The organism is Sorangium sp. So ce385 (assembly GCF_051474135.1).
Taxonomy (GTDB): Bacteria; Myxococcota_A; Polyangia; order Polyangiales; family Polyangiaceae; genus Sorangium; species Sorangium cellulosum_D.
The window spans coordinates 6,973,510-6,991,820 of the sequence record NZ_CP150337.1 but is presented as its reverse complement, the minus strand read 5'-3'; the positions used below and the strand labels follow the sequence as shown (position 1 = coordinate 6,991,820).

Below are 18,311 nucleotides of genomic sequence, written 5' to 3'. Positions count from 1 at the left end.
GCCTCGGATATGGTACGACCGCAGGAGACCGCGACAGGTGATGCGGTGCCTGGCCTGCGCTATGCGCTCACGCCGACCGTGCGGTTGCGTCGCCTCGGCGAGGCGCGCGGGCTCGACCGTTCCGGCGTCGACAGCTCTCATGTCCCACGGAGCCGCTGGGCGCCAGCGCCCCACGGCGTGTCCTCCCCAGGGAGATGCTCCCCGTGGAGGTGAGCCTGGCCTCCCCCTACGCGATCACCGAGACCCTCCACGAGGGCCAGAAGACCAGCCTGCTTCGCGCGATCCGGAGCGCCGATGGCTGCCCGGTGATCTTGAAGGTCCTCGATCCGAGGCGCAGCCGCCCGAAGGACATCGAGCGCCTGAAGCACGAGTACGCGATCGGCAAGGCGCTGAGCCACGAGGCCATCGTAAGGCCGCTCGCCCTCGAGACGTACGAGGGGCTGCCGGCGCTCGTCCTGGAGGATTTCGGCGGCGAGTCGCTCGACCACTTCATGGACGCGCCCATGAACATCGAGCGGTTCCTCGACCTCGCGGTGCGTATCGTGGCCTGCGTGGCGGAGCTCCACCAGCAGGACATCATCCACAAGGATCTCAAGCCCCAGAACATCCTCGTCAACGCAGCTACCGGGCAGGTCAAGCTCGCCGACTTCGGCCTCGCGTCCCGCCTCTCCCGCGAGCAGTCGCCGGCAGGGCCTCCCCGGCTCATCGAGGGCTCCTTGCCGTACCTGGCTCCGGAGCAGACGGGGCGGATGAACCGGGCGATCGACAGCCGCACCGATCTCTATGCGCTCGGGGTCACGTTCTACGAGATGCTCACCGGGCGGCTGCCGTTCGAGGCGCGCGACCCGTCCGAGTGGGTGCACTGCCACGTCGCCCGCGCCCCGCCACCGGCCACCGCGCTCGTCCCGGACCTGCCCGAGGTCCTCTCGGCGCTCGTCCTGAAGCTCCTGGCCAAGATGGCGGAGGATCGTTACCAGACCGCGCGCGGCCTCAAGCACGACCTCGAGCGGTGCCTTTCGGAGTGGCGAGCGACCGGCCGGATCGAGCCGTTCCCCTTGGCCGAGCACGACGTCTCCGATCGCTTCGAGATCCCTCAGAAGCTCTATGGCCGCGAGGAGGAGGTGACCGCGCTGCTGCGCGCGTTCGAGCGCGTGGTGGGCACGGGATCCCCCGAGCTCGTCCTGGTCTCCGGCTATTCCGGCATCGGCAAGTCGGCGCTGGTCCACGAGATCCACAGGCCGGTCGTCCGGGAGCGAGCCCTCTTCCTTTCGGGCAAGTTCGATCAATCCCAGCGCGACATCCCCTACTCCACGCTCGTCCAGGCCTTCCGGGAGGTCGTGCTCGAGATCCTCGTCGGGAGCGAGGACCAGATGGCGGCCTGGAGGCAGCGGCTGCTCGACGCCCTCGGGATCAACGGACAGCTCCTGGTGGAGGTCATCCCCCAGGTCGAGCTCGTCATCGGCCGGCAACCGCCGGCTCCAGAGCTTCCGTGGACCGAGGCGCAGAACCGGTTCCGCGTCGTGTTCCGGCGCTTCATCGGGGTGTTCGCCCGGAAGGAGCACCCCCTCGCGCTCTTCCTCGACGATCTCCAGTGGACCGATTCGGCGAGCCTCGGCCTCCTTCACGATCTGGTGACGCACCCCGAGACGCGCTATCTGCTCGTCACCGGCGCGTACCGCGACAACGAGGTGCCCCCCTCGCATCCGCTGGCGCTGGCGCTCGACCAGATGCGGAAGGAGGGCGCGCGCATCTCGGACATCGTGCTCGGCCCGCTTTCCCGAGACAACATCGCCGCGCTCGTCAGCGACGCGCTCCACTGCTCCCGCGACGACGCCGCGCCGCTCTCGAACCTCGTCCACGAGAAGACGGCCGGCAACCCCTTCTTCGCGATCCAGTTCCTCATGGCGCTGCACGAAGAGCGGCTGATCGAGTTCGACGAGCGGGCCGAGGCCTTCCGGTGGGACGTGGCGCAGATCCGCGAAAAGGGCTTCACCGACAACGTGGCGGCCCTGATGGTCGGCAAGCTCGCGCGGCTGCCGGAGGGCGCCCAGGGAGCGCTGAAGCAGCTCGCCTGCCTGGGACACACCGCGGACGTCGCCCTGCTGACGCTGGTTCATGGCGGCTCGGAGGAGGATGTGCACGCGGGTCTTTGGGACGCAGTCCATGAGGGGCTCGTCTTTCGCTTGAACGGCACGTACAAGTTCCTCCACGACTGGGTCCAGGAAGCCGCCTATTCGCTCATCCCCGAAGGCGAGCGGGCGTCGGTGCACCTCGAGATAGGCAGGCTGCTCGCGTCGCGGACGGCGCCGGAGGAGCTCGAGGAGAAGATCTTCGAGATCGTGAACCAGCTCAACCGCGGCATCGGGCTCATCACGTCGTGGGAAGAGCGAGAACGGGTCGCCGAGCTCAACCTCATCGCGGGCAAGCGCGCCAAGGGGTCGACCGCCTACGCCTCGGCGCTGGCGTACCTCGTCGCCGGCGCGGCGCTCCTGGCCGAGGACGGCTGGTCCACCCGCTACGAGCTCATCTTCGCGCTCGAGCTCCACCGGGCCGAGTGTGAGTTCCTGACCGGCGAGCTCTCGAGAGCGGAGGAGCGGCTCTCCATGCTCTCGCGCCGCGCAGGAGACCTCGTCGCCTTCGGCGCCGTCACGTGCGCGCGCATGGCTCTTTACACGACCATGGATCGGAGCGACCGCAGCGTGGAGGCATGCCTCGAATACCTCCGGCGCGTCGGCGTCGAGTGGTCGCCGCACCCGACGGACGCGGAGGTCCTGCAGGAGTACGAGCGGATGTGGCAGAGGCTCGAGGGCCGCCCGATCGAGGAGCTCTTCGACTTGCCCCCGATGGCCGATCCGGACTGCCGCACGACCATCGACGTCCTCTCGTGGTGCGAGGCGCCCGCCCTGTTCACCGACGAGAACCTGCTGAGCCTCCTGGTCGCTCGCATGGTGAACGTCAGCATCGAGCATGGCAACAGCGACGCGTCGTGCCTCGGATACGTCCGGCTCGGCACGGTCCTTGGGCCACGCTTCGGCGACTACCGCGCGGGGTTCCGCTTCGGCAAGCTCGGCCTCGACCTCGTGGAGAAGCGCGGGCTGGACCGCTTCAAGGCCCGCGTCTATCTGGTCTTCTGGTACGCCATCAATCCCTGGACGAGGCACGTGCGTACCAGCCTCGATCGATTGCGACGCGCCTTTCACGCGGCGCAGGAGGCTGGCGATCTCACGTATGCGTCCTATCTGCGTACCGCCTTTCTCACGCTCCTCCTCATAGATGGAGAGCCGCTCGGCGAGGTGCAGCGAGAGGCCGAGGGCGCGCTCGAGTTCGCGCGGAAGGCGAAGTTCGGCCTCGTCGTCGACTGCATCACCGGACAGCTCAGACTCATCCAGACGCTCCAGGGGCTCTTGCCGGATTTCGCCTCATTCAACGATGAGCGCTTCGACGAGGGCCGATTCGAACGGCACATCGAGGGCGATCCGCGTCTCTCGTTGGCCGCGAGCTGGTACTGGATCCGCAAGCTGCAAGCGCGCTTTTACGCGGGTGATTATGCCTCTGCTATCGAGGCCGCGGCGAAGGCGCACTGGCTCCTCTGGACGTCGCCGTCGTTCCCCGAGATCGCCGAGTACCATTTTTACAGCGCGCTCGCCCACAGCGCGCTCGCGCGGGCAGCGCGCCACGACGCGGCACCTGCCGATGAGCGGCCCCAGGAGCTCACGGAGCTCCTCGCGCACCACGAGCAGCTCGAGGTCTGGGCTTCGAGCTGCCCCGAGAACTTCGTCCATCGCGCGGCGCTGGTCGGCGCCGAGATCGCGCGCGTCGGCAGCGAATGGGAGAAGGCGGCGCAGCTCTACGAGCAGGCCATCCGCGCCGCGCGCGCGAGCGGCTTCGTCCACAACGAGGCGCTCGCCTACGAGATCGCGTCGAGGTTCTACCGGGCGCGAGGGTTCGACCTGATCGCCGCCACGTACCTCCGCGAGGCGCGTGCCTGTTACGCCCGCTGGGGGGCGGACGGCAAGGTCAAGCAGATCGACCAGCAGAATCCGCACCTCTGGGATACGACGCCGCTCGCCCAGGCCGCCACCTTCGCGGCGCGGTCCGAGCAGCTCGACCTGCTCTCGGTGACCAAGGCATCGCAAAGCCTGTCGAGCGAGATCGTCCTCGACAAGCTGCTGCGCACGCTGCTCACGGTCGTCCTCGAGCAGGGCGGCGCGCAGAGGGCTTGCATCCTCCTGTACCAGGACGAGCGCCTCTCCATCGAAGCGGAGGCGACCCTCGAAGAGAAAGGGGCGGCGACGACCCTCCTCCCGCCTTCGACGGAGGATGGTTCGCGGCGCGTCCCCATGTCGCTCGTCCGCTTCGTGCAGCGGACGAAGGAGCACGTCATCCTGAGCGATGCCGCCGCGGACGCGGGCAAGTTCTCCGTCGATGACTACTTCGCGAGGTGTCGGCCCAAGTCGCTGCTCTGCATGCCCATCCTGAGGCAGGGCGAGGTGGTGGGCCTGCTCTACCTCGAGAACAACCTCGTGAAGGGCGCGTTCACGCCGGAGCGGCTCACCGCCCTCTCGCTGCTCGCCACGCAAGCAGCGATCTCGCTGGAGAACGCGCGGCTGCTCTCCAAGGAGCAGGCCGCGCGGACCGCGGCCGAGGCGGCGGAGCGGCGTGCGGCCTTCCTGGCCGAGGTCGGGGACATCCTCTCCAGGTCGCTCGATTCTGGCGAGACGTTGTCGCGTATTGCGCGGCTCTCGGTACGATCGCTTTGCGATTGGTGCATCATCGATGTTGTGGAAGGTGGAGAGATCCGGCGAATTTCCTGGGCGCACAGAGATCCCACGATGGAGTCGTTGATCCAGGAGCTGGAGCGGCGGTATCCGCCTGGTCGGGACTCGCCGCACCCCGCGGCCAGGGTCCTGCGCAGCGGTGAGCCGCTCCTGCTCCCCGAGATCTCAGAGGCCATCCTCCGGGAACACTGCGAGGACGACGGGCACGTGAGGCTCCTCCGAGAGCTCGGGACCTACAGTTCCATCACCGTGCCGGTCGTGGCGCGGGGACAACCGCTCGGGATGCTGACCGTCGTCTCGTCCGTGCCGGAGCGCCGCTACGGCGATGCGGACATCGAGATCGTGCAGGAAGTGGCGCGCCGGGCGGCGAACGCGATCGACAATTCGCGGCTCTACCGTGCTGCCCAGGAGGCCGTCCGGGTGCGGGACGAGTTCCTCACGGTGGCGACGCACGAGCTCAACACGCCGATGACGTCGCTCACGCTCACGCTCGAGGCGATGGATCGGGCCCTCCGGTCGGGTGGGCCCTGGGACCCGCGGGCCATGGGCAGGCAGGTCGACCGCGCGCTGCGGCAGGCGAAGCGCCTGACCCGCCGGCACAACGAGCTCCTCGACGTCTCGCGGAGCCAGGTGGATCGGCTCTCGCTCCATGTCGCGGAGGTCGATCTCGTGGCGGTCGTCCGCGATGTCCTCGCGCGATTGACGCTGGAGCTTTCGCGCGCCGGGTGCTCGGTGTCGCTGCGGGACTGCGGCCGGATCGTGGGCCGCTGGGATCGCGCGCGCGTCGACCAGATGGTCACGAGCCTGCTCGCCAACGCGATGAAGTTCGGCGCGGGCAGGCCGGTCGAGATCGTCGTCAGCGAGGAGGCCGGGACGGCGCGGCTCTCGGTGAAGGATCAGGGGATCGGCATCGACCCGGCGCGGCAGGAGCAGATCTTCGAGCGCTTCGGGCGCGCCGTGTCCGACCGGCACTACGGCGGGCTGGGGCTCGGCCTCTACATGAGCCGGAGGATCGCGGACGCGCACGGCGGCTCGATCCGCGTCCGGAGCGCGCCCGGCGCGGGCGCCACGTTCCTCGTCGAGCTCCCGTGCGCGGGGCCGCCGCGCGCCGGCGAGCCGAGCTCGCCGCCGGGCTGAGCGGCCCCGCGCGCTCGGCGCGGCCGCCCGCCCTGTCGCCGGCGCCGTTCACGCCGGCTCGTCGCGCTCGACGTCGATGTGCACGAGCACCTCGGCGTCGGGCTCTGCGGCGCGGATGGCGTCGCGCGCGCGGTCGCCCGTCGCGTGCGCGCGGGCGAGGCGCATGTCGCCCGGGAGCTCGATGTGCACGTCGACGAACAGCGTGCGCCCGGCGAGCCGCGTGCGCAGCCCGTGGTGGCCGAGGATGTCGCCGCGCGCGCGCATCGCGTCGAGCGCGGCCTCGATGGCGGCGACGCGCTCGTCGGGGGCGCTGGTGTCGATGAGGTCGCGCACGCCGAGCCGGAGGAGGCTCCCGGCGGACGTGAGGACGTAGGCGGCGACCGCGATCGACAGGAGGCCGTCGACGCGGGAGAAGCCCGTCGCGTACGTGACGGCGACGCCGAGGAGGACCGCGACGTTCGCCGCGATGTCGGTGCGGTAGTGGACGGCGTCGGCCTGGATGGCGCTCGAGCCGGTGCGGGCGGCGACGCGGCCGAGGTAGGCGACGAGCGCCGCGGTGATCAGCGCGGCGGCGGCCATGGCGCCGAGCGTGACGGCGGCGAGCCGGAGCGGCTGGGGCGAGAGCAGCCGCCGGATCCCCTCGACGAGCAGGTAGACCCCGGAGCCGCCGATGAGCAGGCCTTGACCGGCGGTCGCGAGCGTCTCGATCTTCGCGTGGCCGAACGGGTGGGAGCGGTCGGGCGCGGCGTGGGCGAGCTGGATGGCGAGGGCGTTCGCCGAGGAGGCGAAGAGGTCCGTGAGCGAGTCGACGGCGCTCGCGGTGACGGCCATCGACTGGCCGAGCTGGCCGGCGACGAGCTTGCCGAGGGCGAGGCCGCCGGCGGTCAGCGCCGCGATGCGCCCGGCGCGCAGCGCGGCGCGGGCGCGGGCGGCGGGGTCGTGGCGGCCGGCGGGGCCGGGAGCGGCGGCGGGGCCGGGCGCGGTGGTCGGCGCGGGCGCGGCGCCAGGGCCGGGGAGGGGGGCGGGGTCGGGGAGGGCGCCGGGGCCGGCGGCGCGTGCGGCAGGAGGCGGTCCGCTCATCGCGGGCAGGCTACCCTGCGGCGCCGGCGCGCGTCATGCCCGCGCGGGGCGGGGCGCGCCTCACCGGCCCGCGGCGGGCGCGCGCCATGCCCGCGGGAGGGCGGGCGCGCCTCACCGGCCCGCGGCGGGCGCATCGTCGGACAGCAGGAGGCCCATGATCAGGTCGTCCACGAACGCCCCGCCGTCGCCGCGGACGAGGTCGCGGCGCGTCCCCTCGTGCACGAACCCGAACGACCGGTAGAGCGCGATCGCCCGCGCGTTGTCCGCCCGCACGTTGAGCTCCACGCGCCGCACGCGACCCCCGTCCGGGTCGCGGTGCGCGGCCGCCAGCCCGAGCAGCCGCTCCATCAGCGCCCGGCCCACGCCGAGCCCCTGCGCCTCCGGGTGCACGCCGAGCCCGAGGATCCCCACGTGGCGCAGCATCCGGAACTTGAACCGCCGGAGGAGCGTCGCCTCGCCGACGAGGCGGCCCCCCGGGAGCTCGGCGGCCAGCGACATCGCCGAGCCGTCCGTCGCCGTGAGGCCCGCGCGCTCCCGCTGCTCGGCGTAGGCGTCCGCGTTCGCCGGCAGCTCGTCCTCGTGCTTCACGATGCCGTGCCGGGCGCGCACGATCGCCCGCTCGAGCTCGAGCAGGGCAGCGGCGTCGTCGCGCGAGCTCTGTCGGACGACGCAGTGACGGCCGCCCCGGAGCGGGGCGCGGTACGGCTCGACCCTCATGGCGGCCTGCGAGCCTAGCCGCAGCCGCGGGCTCCGCTCGAGCGGGAAGTTCCCCGTTCGCGCTGGAGCGGCCCCCGCTCGCGGGTGACCCAGGCGGACGCGCCGGCGCCCGGCGCGCTCACCCGGGCCATGCGGCCGCGCGGCGCCTGGCTACGCGACGGCGCGGTTCAGGTTGGCCGGCGTCCCGGCCGAAGGCGGGCGCAGCTCGACCTTCACCCAGCCGGCCTCCCGCCGGTCGAACGCCTTGTACGCGTCGATCGCGGACGTGAGGGGCGCCTGCTTCGTGATGATCGTGGTGGGATCCACCTGGCCGGTCTGCACGAGGTCCACGAGCTTCGGGATGTACTTCCTGTGGTTGCAGTTGCCCATCTGCAGGGTGAGGTTCTTGTTCATCGCCTCGCCGATGGGGAACGTGCGCGAGGTCTGCGGGTAGACCCCGATGACCGAGATGGTCCCCGCCTTGGCCACGCAGCGGACGGCCCACTGCAGCACCTGCGACGGCCCGTCGCCGGCGCGGAAGGTGTCGCCCTTGGTCCGCGCGTCGGGGGAGATCTGCTTGACCTCCAGGTCGAACGCCTTGGCGTCCTGCTTTGCCTGCTTGTGGGCGGGGCCGTCGTGGGGGCGCTCGGCGTCGACGCCCACGGCGTCGATCGCCCGGTCCACGCCGATGCCGCCGGTGAGGCGCATGATCGCGACGAGCGGATCCTCGGCGGAGAAGTCGACGGTCTCGGCGCCCTGGTCGCGGGCCATCTCGAGGCGGTCGGGCACCTGATCGACGGCGATGATGCGGCCTGCGCCCATGAGCTTGGCGCTGGCGATCGTGAACAGGCCGACGGGGCCGCACCCGAAGACCGCCACGGTGTCGCCGGGCCGGATCTCGGCGAGCTCGGCGCCGAAGTACGCGGTGGGGAAGATGTCCGAGAGGAGGATGGCCTGGTCGTCGCTGACGCCGTTCGGGAGCTTGACGAGGCCGACGTTGGCGAAGGGGATGCGCGCGAACTCGGCCTGGAGGCCGTCGAAGGGGCCGGACATCTTGGGGCCGCCGAAGAAGGCGGTGCCCGCCTGCTTGCCGTTCGGGTTCGCGTTGTCGCACTGCGCGTAGTACGCGGCGCGGCAGTAGGAGCAATAACCGCAAGCGATGGTCGACGGCACGACGACGCGGTCGCCCTTCTTCAGGTTCCTGACGTCCTTGCCGAGCTCCTCGACGATGCCGACCGCCTCGTGGCCGAGCACGGTGCCCGGGACCATCCCCGGCATGGTGCCGCGGACGAAATGGAGGTCGGTGCCGCAGATGGCGCTGGCCGTGATGCGGATGATGGCGTCGGTCGGCTCCTTGATCTTGGGCTCCTTGATGTCGTCCATCCGGATGTCGCCGATGCCGTGAAACACTACCGCCTTCATGAGGTCTCGCTTTCTCCCTTCAGGGGTGGACCGGCGCGCCGGGCTGCCACGGAGGCGCAGACCGGCGCGCTGCTGAGATGGCTGAGGGTTCGATGCGGGCTGTCCGTGCTGATCCCGTGCCAGGGCGCGAGGGGAGGGGGCGAGGCCGGGAGGACGCGGGAACGACCGAGGAAACGGGCGGGGCGCGGCGGTGGGCGCGGGCGGGAGCGGGGGTGGTGCGCCGGAGGGCGTGCTGCCGAGGTTGGTGCGGCGGAGTGCTCCTGTGGGGGGAGGCCGTGGCGATTTGTCTCGGAGGGCGACGATGGGGCGGGGAACGATGGTGCGGGGAGAGGAGAGGTGCGGCGAAGCTGTCGCTGGCGGACCGTCCGCGGTGCGGGAGGTAAGCTCAGCTCGCTGGGCAGACCGCTGGCGGCGCGGGCGGTGAGCTCAGCATTCGTGGGCAGACCGCTGACGGTGCGGGAGGTGCAGGCCCGGCGCGCCCCCGCGGGGCCCACGGGGGGCGCTGGGCGCCTGATGGCGCTTCATCGCGGGCGCTCACTCGCCCGGGAAGAGCTCCGCGGCCGTCATGTACTTCGACCCGAGCGCTCGCGCGAACTCCCGGTCGCTTTCCATATCGCCGACCATCACCAGGTGCTCGCGCGCGAGCTTATGGCGCTGGATCAGCGATATCCCGAGCCCCGGGAGGGGTTTGCGGCAGAAGCAGCCGACCGGAAACGCCGGGTGCGGGCAGTACACGACCTCGGCCACGGGCAGGCCGAGGAGCTCGATCGTCCGCGCGAACGCGGCCAGGACCGCCTCTTCGGTCACCGATCCTTTCGAGATGCCGCTCTGGTTGGACACGAAGAAGAGCGTGTATCCGTCGTCGACCCAGCGCTCCAGGACCGCGCGCCGACCGGGCAGGAGCTCGACGTCGTCGGGGTCGCGCGGGTAGATCTCGCCGCTCTTCGTCGTTCGCAGCGTGCCGTCGACGTCGAGGAGCAGGCCCTTGCCCGTGAAGAGCGGATCGACGCGCCGGGCAAACGGGATCTCCTCGACCACCGAGAACCCCTCATCCACGTGCGGCGCCTCGAAATTCGCGGCCCACCGCGAGAGCGCCTGCGGCGGCGGCAGGTTGGGATCCTCTTTGCCGAGCGCTTTCATGTCCTCCGGCCCGAGCAGCTTGCCGTAGCGCTCGAGGACGCGCAGGACGATGTTCGCGTAGGCCTCGTTGATGGGCGTGGCCAGGTACCGGCACCGGACCGGCACGCCGTGCGCGTGCGCCACCCGGACCACCGCATAGCGCGACGCGCGCGTGCCGTACGTATTGTCGAGGACCACCCGCGTTTGCCCCGAGGAGAGCAGCTCTCCGAGCTTCTTGACCACGCCGTCGAGCGTGCCGCCGAGCTCATCGCGGTTCAGGCGCGCGTACCCTTGGGCCGTATAGCGGGCGACCTCCGACGATTTGCCTGCCCCTTGGATTCCCATGACCACGACCACCTCGGGCGCATCGCCGGGGCCTTCTCCGGGCGCGAGCTCGCGCAGGCCGGCGGGGACCACGGGGGGCGCGACCGAGGCCAGCGCATCGGCCGTGGGCGCAAAGCTGGTCTTCGAGAGGTCGGCGCGATCGCGCTCGCCAAAGGGGACCCGGCGCGCGCGCAAGCAGGACTCGACGCTCTCCCGCTTGGTCGCCCCGAACAGCGGAACGACTGGGGGGCCGAGATCGAGCAGGGCCGCGAGGGCCGCCTCCTGGGGCGTGATGCCGTGCCGCGCGGCGATGGGCTTGATCGCGCGGTTCTTGAGGAGGCTATCGACCTTGGCGTGACCGCCGAGCGGGCGGTGGGCGAGGAACGGGATGCCCATGTGCTTGGCGAGCTCGAAGAGGCCTCGCGCGGCGCTGCCGCGATCGAGGACGCTCAGCTCCTCCTGGATGGCCCGCACCGGAAAGTGCCGCTCGGCCTGGCGGACCTCTGCGATGGAGGTGTTGCTGAGGCCGAGGTGCTCGACGAGGCCCTCTCTCTGGAGCTCGGCGAGGGCGGCGAGGCTCTCTTCGAGGGGGGTCTTGGGGTCGGTCACGTGGAGGAGGAGCATGAAGATCCGCGAGACGCCGAGCGCCTTCAGGCTGCCCTCGACCGCGCGGCGCAGGTGGTCGCGGCTGCCGTTCGGGGCCCATCGCCCTTTGGGTCGGGTGAGGCCCGCCTTGGTGATGACGCGCACGTCGTCGCGCGGGCCGGACCACGCGTCGAGCGCCTTGCGCACGAGGCGCTCGCCATAGTGGACCTCGCGGTCGGTGAGGCAGTAGGCGTCGGCGGTGTCGAGGAGGCGTATGCCTCGATCGAGGGCAACGTGGATGACGGCGGTCGCGTCCTCTTCCGAGGGGCGCCCCTCCGTGGCCAGTCGGAGCAGGCCGAGGCCGAGGGGAACGTCGAGGGGGCCTAGGACACCGTAGGGCGAGGGGGTGGGCGTCACGGAGACGCTGGCGTAGCCAGGCCCGCGGCTCGATGCAAGCGCCAGGGCCAATTTTTGATGGGACCGAGATGACCCAAGGATCGCCGCGCGCGGGCGACACCCCGCCCGGGACAAGCCCGCACGACACCCCAACGTCTCCTACGCTCGATCAGCCGTCCTCTCTCGTCGGTCCGACCGGCGAGATCACCTTTCCGGGGTTGAGGATGCCGCCCGGATCGAAAGCATCTTTGATGCGGTGGTGCAGCGCGAGCGAGGCCGCGCCGAGCTGGCGTGTGAGGAGGCCGCGCTTGAGCGTGCCGACGCCGTGCTCGCCCGTGATCGTGCCGCCCAGATCGAGCGCCTGCGCCATCACCTCGTTGAAGGCCGCGACCGCGCGCGCCTCGGCCGCGGCGTCGTTTCGATCGAACACGACCAGAGGGTGGAGGTTCCCGTCGCCCGCGTGCGCCACCGTCGCGACGGTGGTCTGCGTCGCGGCGACGATCGCGTCGATTCGACGGAACATCTCCGGCAGCTGCGGCAGCGGCACGGCGACGTCGTCGACGAGCACCGTGCCGAGCTGCTCGAGCGCCGTGAGCGCGAGGCGGCGCGCGGTGAGCAACATCTGCCCCTCGCTCTCGTCCTCGGTCGTGGCGACCACCGTCCCGCCGGCGGCCTCGCAGGCCGCCTGCATGCAGGACAGCTCGGCGGACCCGGGGGCGTCGCTCTGCGCGATCAGCATCGCGGCAGCCTCGGTGTCGAGGTCGAGCGGGCGGAAGCGCTCGACGGCGCGGATGGCCGTGCGGTCCATGATCTCGAGCATCGACGCATCGACCGACCGGACGATCGCCGCGACCGCGCGCCCCGAGGCCTCCAGCGACCCGAACGTCGCGACGAGCGTGGTCGCCGGCGGGCGCCGCCGCCGCAAGCGCAGCGTGATCTCGGTGATCAGCGCGAGGGTGCCCTCGGAGCCGACCAGGAGGCGCGTCAGATCATAGCCGGCGACGTCCTTGCGGCTCCGGCCGCCGGTGCGGAGCGCCGTCCCGTCCGCGAGGACCGCCTCGAGGCCGAGCACGTAGTCGGACGTGACACCGTATTTCACGCAGCACAGGCCGCCGGCGTTGGTGGCGACATTGCCGCCGATCGTCGAGATGGCGTAGCTCGACGGGTCGGGCGGATACCACAGCCCACGTTCATGCGCCGCGGCCTTGAGCTCGCCGTTGAGCACCCCCGGCTGGACGACGGCGAGCATGGCCGCCTCGTCGATCGCGAGGATCCGGTTCATGCGCTCGAAGCTCACCACCACGCAGCCGTCGATGGCGGTCGCCCCGCCCGCCACGCCGGTCCCGGCGCCGCGCGGCACCAGGGCGATGCGGTGCTCCGTCGCCCACCGCGCCAGCGCCTGCACGTCGGCGGTCGACGACGGCCGCGCCACGGCGAGCGGCCAGCCGCCCGGCGCCCAGAGGGCCTTGTCGTGGCGATACCCCTCGATGACGTCCCGATCCGTGACGAGGCCGTCGCGCAGCGTGAGGGCAAGCTCATCGATAGGGCTCATGTGCCGTAGAACTCCGAGAGGTGCGCCCTGAGGAGCGTCGCGGCCGACTTCGCGTTCCCGCGCTCGACGGCGCGCAAGAGCGCCCGGTGCTCCTCGACCACCCGCGGGCGGATCGCCGCGAACGAGCGCGCCCGCAGCGCCTCTTCGAGGTGGAGCCGGATGCTGTCCTTGACCGCGACCATCACGAGGGAGAGCGCCTGGTTGCCAGAGGCCGCGACCAGCGCGGCGTGGAACGCGATATCGACGTCGTAGAAATCGGCGGGCGAGATATGCTCCCGCTCCATCTCCTCGAGCGCGGCGCGCGCCTCATCGAGGTGAGCGGCGACAGGCGCGGCCGCCGAGCGGGTCATCGCGGCGGTCTCGATCGCGACGCGAAGCTCGATGAGGTCCGGGAGCGACACACTCCGGAGCTGGACCACGTGGGTGAGCGCCTCGCAGAAGCGGTCGACGGCCGCGTCAGGGCTCGCGGCCTGCATCGGCGAGGTCCGGCCGCGCGACGCGAGCAGCCCCTGCGCCTGGAGATGGCGGAGCGCCTCGCGGATCGTCGCGCGGCTGACCCCGAACTGCTGAGCGAGCTCGCGCTCGGGCGGCAGGCGCTCGCCTGACGAGAGCGAGCGATTGAGGATCGCGTCGCGGATCTGGTCGGCGACGTCGACGTAGATCGCCGAACGGGACACGGTCCGGAAGCGTGGTGCGTTGGTCATGTTGTCCGTTGGTCAGACCAAAGTACTTTCGGCGATCGGCGCAGTCAAGGCAAATCAATGCGCGTGTGGGGTAGGGTGGTATTGGGCCGCCGCAAGGCGTTTGGACGCGCTACCCTCCCACCCTCTACCCTCTTTCCGCGACTCCGCGACAGCGTTCGGCGCGCGCTCGGGGGGCGACCGGCGCTAAGGTCGCGCTCATGACGTCCACCGTGACCCGCAACGCCGGCGCCACCCTCAAGTACGCCGTCATGATGGTGGTGCTCGCCGGTCTCTCGTTCCTCTGTTTCAGCGCGATGAGCGGCCGCTCCGGTGCGCTGTGGCTGCTCTGCCTCGTCGGCGGGATCGGGCTCGCGGTCTTCGCGTTCGGGGCGCTCCTCGTCGCCAGGGACCTGGCCGGCACCGCGACGTGCCCGCGCTGCCAGGCGGCGCTCACGGAGATCGAGCTCAACCACACCGAGGACCCGGCGTTCTGCGACAAGTGCCAGGCCGCGTACCTCGTCGACAAGCGCGTCCTCACCGTGCTCGCCGACGACTACGTCCACCCGAAGCCGGGCTTTCCGGTGCCGGTGACGAGCGAGGCGATCCGCTGGCCGGAAGGCTGCTGCGTGTGCGCGAGGCCGGCGACGCGCGGCGTCGAGGCGAAGGTGGACGACGGCCAGACCGGGACCAACGTGGCCGTCGCCGCGGCCGGGCTCGCGCTCGGGGCCATCGCGGTGCGCACCGGCGGCGGCACGAGCTACACGCTGCGCATCCCGCACTGCGCCGAGCACGACGACGGCGCGAAGCTCGAGATCAAGCGCGGCAACGAGCCGCCGCTGCAGATCCTCTTTCGCTCGTACGCCTACCAGCGCCGCTTCCTCCAGCTGAACCCGAAGCCGGCGAAGGCCGCGTAGATCCGCTCCAGCCCTTCACGTCCGCGCACGTCGACGCCTCCCGGCGGTCCAGCGCCCTCCTGCCCCGCGCGCCCGTCGACGTGACCCTTGACTTCGAGCGCGCTCGAAGACTTATGCCTCCGGGACACACAAGGGAGAATGCACCATGCGATACAAGCTCCTCGGGAAGACGGGCCTCTACGTGTCCGAGCTCTGCCTCGGCGCCATGACGTTCGGCGGGAAGGGCTTCTGGCAGGTCATCGGCGCGCTCGGCACCAGCGAGGCCGAGGCCATCGTGGGCACGTCGCTCGACCGCGGCGTCAACTTCATCGATACGGCGGACGTCTACTCCGAAGGCGAGTCGGAGCGGATCGTCGGCGCGGCGCTCAAGGCGCTCGGCCGCCCGCGCGAGCAGGTCGTCGTGGCCACCAAGGTGCGCGGGCGCGTGGGCCCGGGCGTGAACCAGGTGGGCCTCTCGCGGGCGCACATCCTCGCGAGCATCGACGGGAGCCTCCAGCGGCTCGGGCTCGATCACGTCGACCTCTACCAGATCCACGGCTTCGACCCGGTGACGCCCATCGAGGAGACGGTGCGCGCCCTCGACGACGTGGTGCGCTCGGGCAAGGCCCGTTACGTCGGCTTCAGCAACCTGCCCGCGTGGCTGGCCATGAAGGCGATCGGCTTCGCGCAGGCGAACGGCCTCGCGCGGTTCGAGAGCGCGCAGGTCTACTACTCGCTCGCGGGGCGCGACATCGAGCGCGAGATCGTGCCCCTGGCGCAGTCGGAGGGCGTCGCGATCCTCCCCTGGAGCCCGCTCGCGGGCGGCATGCTGTCGGGCAAGTACGATCCGGAGAAGCCGGGCGGCCCCGACGGCGCGCGGCGCTCGACCTTCGACTTCCCGCCCGTCGACCGCGCCCGGCTGCCGCGGGTGCTCGGCGCGCTGCGGGAGGTCGCGGGCGCCACGGGCCTCTCGGTCGCGCGCGTCGCGCTCGCGTGGCATTTGACTCGCCCCTTCGTCACCAGCGTCATCATCGGCGCGAAGACGCGGGAGCAGCTCGACGACAACCTCGCTGCCGCGGACGTCACGCTCTCGCCCGAACACGTGAAGCAGCTCGACGACGCCAGCGCGCTCCCGCCTGAATACCCTGGCTGGATGGTGGAGTGGCAGAACCGCGACGCGCGGGGCATCGCCGGCGGGCAGCCGGTCATGGACCGCGCCCGCCAGCACCTGACGAAGAAGTAGCGGCCCACGGGCGCCGCTCCGCCGGCGCAAGCATCCCTCCTTCCATGCCCTCCCAGCGCCTCACCCGCATCGCGCCTCCGCTCTTCGTGGTCATCTGGTCGACGGGGTTCATCGTCGCGCGGCTGGTGGCGCCTCACGCGGAGCCGCTCACCTTTCTTCTGGTGCGCTACGCGCTCGCCGGGCTCGTGCTGGCCCTCGTCGCGGTCGTGGCGCGGGTGCCATGGCCGAGAGCGGCGCGGTCATGGCGGGACGGTCTGGTGGCCGGTGCCCTGCTGCACGGGTTCTACCTCGGCGGGGTGTTCTGGTCGGTGAAGCACGGGCTTCCGGCGGGCATCTCGGCGCTGGTCGCGGGGCTGCAGCCGCTGGTCACGGCGGCGCTCGCCGGGCCGCTGCTGGGAGAGCGGGTCTCGCCGCGCCGCTGGCTCGGTATCGGGCTCGGCTTCCTGGGGGCGTGCCTCGTCGTGTTCCCGAAGCTCGGGGCCGGCGTGCCGCCGCTCTCGCTCGCGGTCGCGGTCCTGGGGATGCTCTCGATGACGCTCGGCACCCTCTGGCAGAAGCGCACGGGCGGCGCGGTCGACCTGCGGGTGAATGCCGTCATCCAGTACATCGGGGCCGCCCTCGTCACCTTGCCGATGGTGCTGCTGACCGAGCAGCGCCGGATGGAGCTCACGCTCCCGCTCTGCGCGGGGCTGCTCTGGGCGGTGTTCGGGCTCTCGATCGGGGCGGTCGGGCTCCTGCTCACGCTGATCCGGCAGGGCGCGGTGGTGGGCGTGGCGACGCTCCTCTACCTCGTGCCGCCGGTCGCGGCCCTCATGGCGTTCGGTCTGTTCGGTGAGACCCTGAGCCTGGTGCAGGTCGCCGGAATGGCCGTCGCGGCGCTCGGCGTTTACGCGGTCGTACGTCCGACCTGAGGCACGACGTCTCCTCGGCGGCGAGCGCCGACGCCCCCTCGCGCGTGGTCGCGAGCGCCGGGCGAGCCGTCGAGGACGCCAAACGATGCATTCACTGCGCCTGCACGTAGAGCGAGAACGGGAAGTTGCCCTGCCCGTCGGCGAAGGTCGCGTCGGGGACGTCGATCACGAACTCGTGCATGCCGGCGCTCGCGGCCCCCCACGGGACGATCCGGGTGTCGATCACGTCGCCGGGGCACCAATTGCTGAACGACTGCCACTCTCCGTCCGACCGCGGGGACAGCCCGTAGATGCCGTTGCTCTGGGTGTTGTACTTGCGAAACGGCTCGCACGACATGCGCCCGGGCTTGTACTGCAAGGCCAGCTCGCCGTCGACGTACACGTAATGCTCGCGGCGAATGTACTCCTCGCCGCCCTGGTTGGCGCCGTGATTCGACGTGATCAACACGAGCTGCGCGTTCTGTGTATCTACCGGTAACTCGAAGCTGACGGTCTTGCGGGTCGAGCCGACCTTGTCGCTGGCGCCCATGGCGTAATTGTTGAATTCTTCGCCGATGGCCAGCGGCAGCAGGACGCTGAAGTCCTGGGCCTCCTGCGCGCTGTCGGTGTACAACAGCAGCGATCCGAGCTGCGTGTCATTGCGACCGGCGCAGCCGGCGACCTCGTCGTTCGCGGCGTAAGGCACGCCGAAGATGCTCAATTCGAACCAAAAATCGTATTCGGCGAGGAGGTCGGGGTCTTTCAGGATCGGTACGAGGTTGCTGGCCTCCCATTCGTAGGGGACCGTCGTCGGCTGCTTGTTCATGTCCATGAACGGCGTGACGAACCGCGCGACCTCGATCCGGTCGACCTCGCCGGAGACGTAGGTCTGGGCCCCCTTGGGGACCAGCGCCAGGTTGACCGAGCCGAGTCGATCGTAGTTGTCGCACAGCGCTCCCACGACCACGCGGACCTTGAGGGTGGTCTGGATCTTGGCGAGCAGCTCGTCGGTCAACCGGGTCGCGACCAGCGAGTTGTCGTGGCGGATCACGCCGTCCGGGAGCGGCGCGTCGACCGTCGCGGCGTAGCCGTCGTAGAACGTGACGTTCTCCAGCACCGGGACCTCCTCGGGTTCCGGGGGCGGCACGTCGCCGCTGCCGCCGCTGCCGCCGCTGCCGCTGCTGCCGCTGCTGACGCCAGTGCCCCCAGCGCCTGCGCTGGTCCCGGTCACTGCCGTCGTGCTCCCGGTGCTCTCGGAGGTCCCGGTGCCTCCGCCGGCGCCCACGTCAGAGCGCTGGTCATTCGTGCACGCGGCGAGCAGGGCCAACGGACAGACGTATGGGATCGCGCGACGCAGGTTCATTCGTCACACTTATCAAATCGCCGACTCGATGTCGCGCTGGAGCGGCGGACCCACCACGCCCAGGGGGGATCCTGATTGGGGCGCTCGACGGTCTCCGGACCCGAGTAGTTTCGCGAGGTTGCGCATGGCGAAGTGGAACAGAGGCGGGCC

11 protein-coding genes are annotated in these 18,311 nt (G+C 71.0%); 4 read left to right on the top strand and 7 right to left on the bottom strand.

What is annotated here, in order from left to right; translation table 11 throughout:
• The first annotated feature begins 194 nt into the window (after positions 1 to 194).
• Positions 195 to 5,915, top strand: coding sequence for a sensor histidine kinase (locus WME83_RS25325; protein ID WP_437321856.1), 5,721 nt, complete (start codon positions 195 to 197; stop codon positions 5,913 to 5,915).
• A gap of 48 nt (positions 5,916 to 5,963) precedes the next feature.
• On the opposite strand, the gene WME83_RS25320 is transcribed toward WME83_RS25325, so the two are convergent.
• The 6 genes from WME83_RS25320 to WME83_RS25295 form a co-directional block, all read right to left on the bottom strand.
• Positions 5,964 to 6,995 carry a cation diffusion facilitator family transporter gene (locus WME83_RS25320; protein WP_437321855.1) on the bottom strand — a complete coding sequence of 344 codons (1,032 nt, stop codon included), beginning with the start codon at positions 6,993 to 6,995 and terminating at the stop codon, positions 5,964 to 5,966.
• Positions 6,996 to 7,106: 111 nt separating this feature from the next.
• Positions 7,107 to 7,712, bottom strand: a complete 606-nt coding sequence (locus WME83_RS25315; protein WP_437321854.1) for an N-acetyltransferase family protein — start codon at positions 7,710 to 7,712, stop codon at positions 7,107 to 7,109.
• A 150-nt stretch (positions 7,713 to 7,862) separates the two neighbouring features.
• Positions 7,863 to 9,113 (bottom strand): zinc-dependent alcohol dehydrogenase, encoded by a 1,251-nt coding sequence (locus tag WME83_RS25310; RefSeq protein ID WP_437321853.1) that lies wholly within the window; start codon positions 9,111 to 9,113, stop codon positions 7,863 to 7,865.
• 534 nt (positions 9,114 to 9,647) lie between these two features.
• A complete protein-coding gene (locus WME83_RS25305; protein WP_437321852.1) occupies positions 9,648 to 11,558 on the bottom strand; it encodes an aldo/keto reductase in 1,911 nt (636 codons plus the stop codon).
• 148 nt (positions 11,559 to 11,706) lie between these two features.
• Complete coding sequence (locus WME83_RS25300) at positions 11,707 to 13,089, bottom strand: FAD-binding oxidoreductase (protein WP_437321851.1); 1,383 nt, start codon at positions 13,087 to 13,089, stop codon at positions 11,707 to 11,709.
• Positions 13,086 to 13,793 (bottom strand): FadR/GntR family transcriptional regulator, encoded by a 708-nt coding sequence (locus tag WME83_RS25295; RefSeq protein ID WP_437321850.1) that lies wholly within the window; start codon positions 13,791 to 13,793, stop codon positions 13,086 to 13,088. Before WME83_RS25295 ends, WME83_RS25300 begins: the two co-directional genes overlap by 4 nt.
• 197 nt (positions 13,794 to 13,990) lie before the next feature.
• Between WME83_RS25295 and WME83_RS25290 the strand changes: the two genes are divergently transcribed.
• From WME83_RS25290 to WME83_RS25280, 3 genes are all read left to right on the top strand, one after another.
• Positions 13,991 to 14,686: a hypothetical protein gene (locus WME83_RS25290; RefSeq protein ID WP_437321849.1), complete on the top strand. Its 696-nt coding sequence runs from the start codon at positions 13,991 to 13,993 to the stop codon at positions 14,684 to 14,686.
• Between the two features lie 145 nt (positions 14,687 to 14,831).
• The gene (locus WME83_RS25285) at positions 14,832 to 15,908 is read left to right on the top strand and encodes an aldo/keto reductase (protein WP_437321848.1); all 1,077 of its coding nucleotides are present in this window, start codon (positions 14,832 to 14,834) and stop codon (positions 15,906 to 15,908) included.
• Between the two features lie 44 nt (positions 15,909 to 15,952).
• The gene (locus tag WME83_RS25280) at positions 15,953 to 16,819 is read left to right on the top strand and encodes a DMT family transporter (protein ID WP_437321847.1); all 867 of its coding nucleotides are present in this window, start codon (positions 15,953 to 15,955) and stop codon (positions 16,817 to 16,819) included.
• 91 nt (positions 16,820 to 16,910) lie between these two features.
• On the opposite strand, the gene WME83_RS25275 is transcribed toward WME83_RS25280, so the two are convergent.
• Positions 16,911 to 18,161: a peptide-N-glycosidase F-related protein gene (locus WME83_RS25275; protein ID WP_437321846.1), complete on the bottom strand. Its 1,251-nt coding sequence runs from the start codon at positions 18,159 to 18,161 to the stop codon at positions 16,911 to 16,913.
• Positions 18,162 to 18,311 lie beyond the last annotated feature (150 nt).

Coding starts and splice junctions, on each gene's coding strand:
- WME83_RS25325 (WP_437321856.1), top strand. CDS start 195: ATGCTCCCCGTGGAGGTGAGCCTGGCCTCCCCCTACGCGATCACCGAG.
- WME83_RS25315 (WP_437321854.1), bottom strand. CDS start 7,712: ATGAGGGTCGAGCCGTACCGCGCCCCGCTCCGGGGCGGCCGTCACTGC.
- WME83_RS25280 (WP_437321847.1), top strand. CDS start 15,953: ATGCCCTCCCAGCGCCTCACCCGCATCGCGCCTCCGCTCTTCGTGGTC.
- WME83_RS25310 (WP_437321853.1), bottom strand. CDS start 9,113: ATGAAGGCGGTAGTGTTTCACGGCATCGGCGACATCCGGATGGACGAC.
- WME83_RS25300 (WP_437321851.1), bottom strand. CDS start 13,089: ATGAGCCCTATCGATGAGCTTGCCCTCACGCTGCGCGACGGCCTCGTC.
- WME83_RS25320 (WP_437321855.1), bottom strand. CDS start 6,995: ATGAGCGGACCGCCTCCTGCCGCACGCGCCGCCGGCCCCGGCGCCCTC.
- WME83_RS25290 (WP_437321849.1), top strand. CDS start 13,991: ATGACGTCCACCGTGACCCGCAACGCCGGCGCCACCCTCAAGTACGCC.
- WME83_RS25275 (WP_437321846.1), bottom strand. CDS start 18,161: ATGAACCTGCGTCGCGCGATCCCATACGTCTGTCCGTTGGCCCTGCTC.
- WME83_RS25285 (WP_437321848.1), top strand. CDS start 14,832: ATGCGATACAAGCTCCTCGGGAAGACGGGCCTCTACGTGTCCGAGCTC.
- WME83_RS25295 (WP_437321850.1), bottom strand. CDS start 13,793: ATGACCAACGCACCACGCTTCCGGACCGTGTCCCGTTCGGCGATCTAC.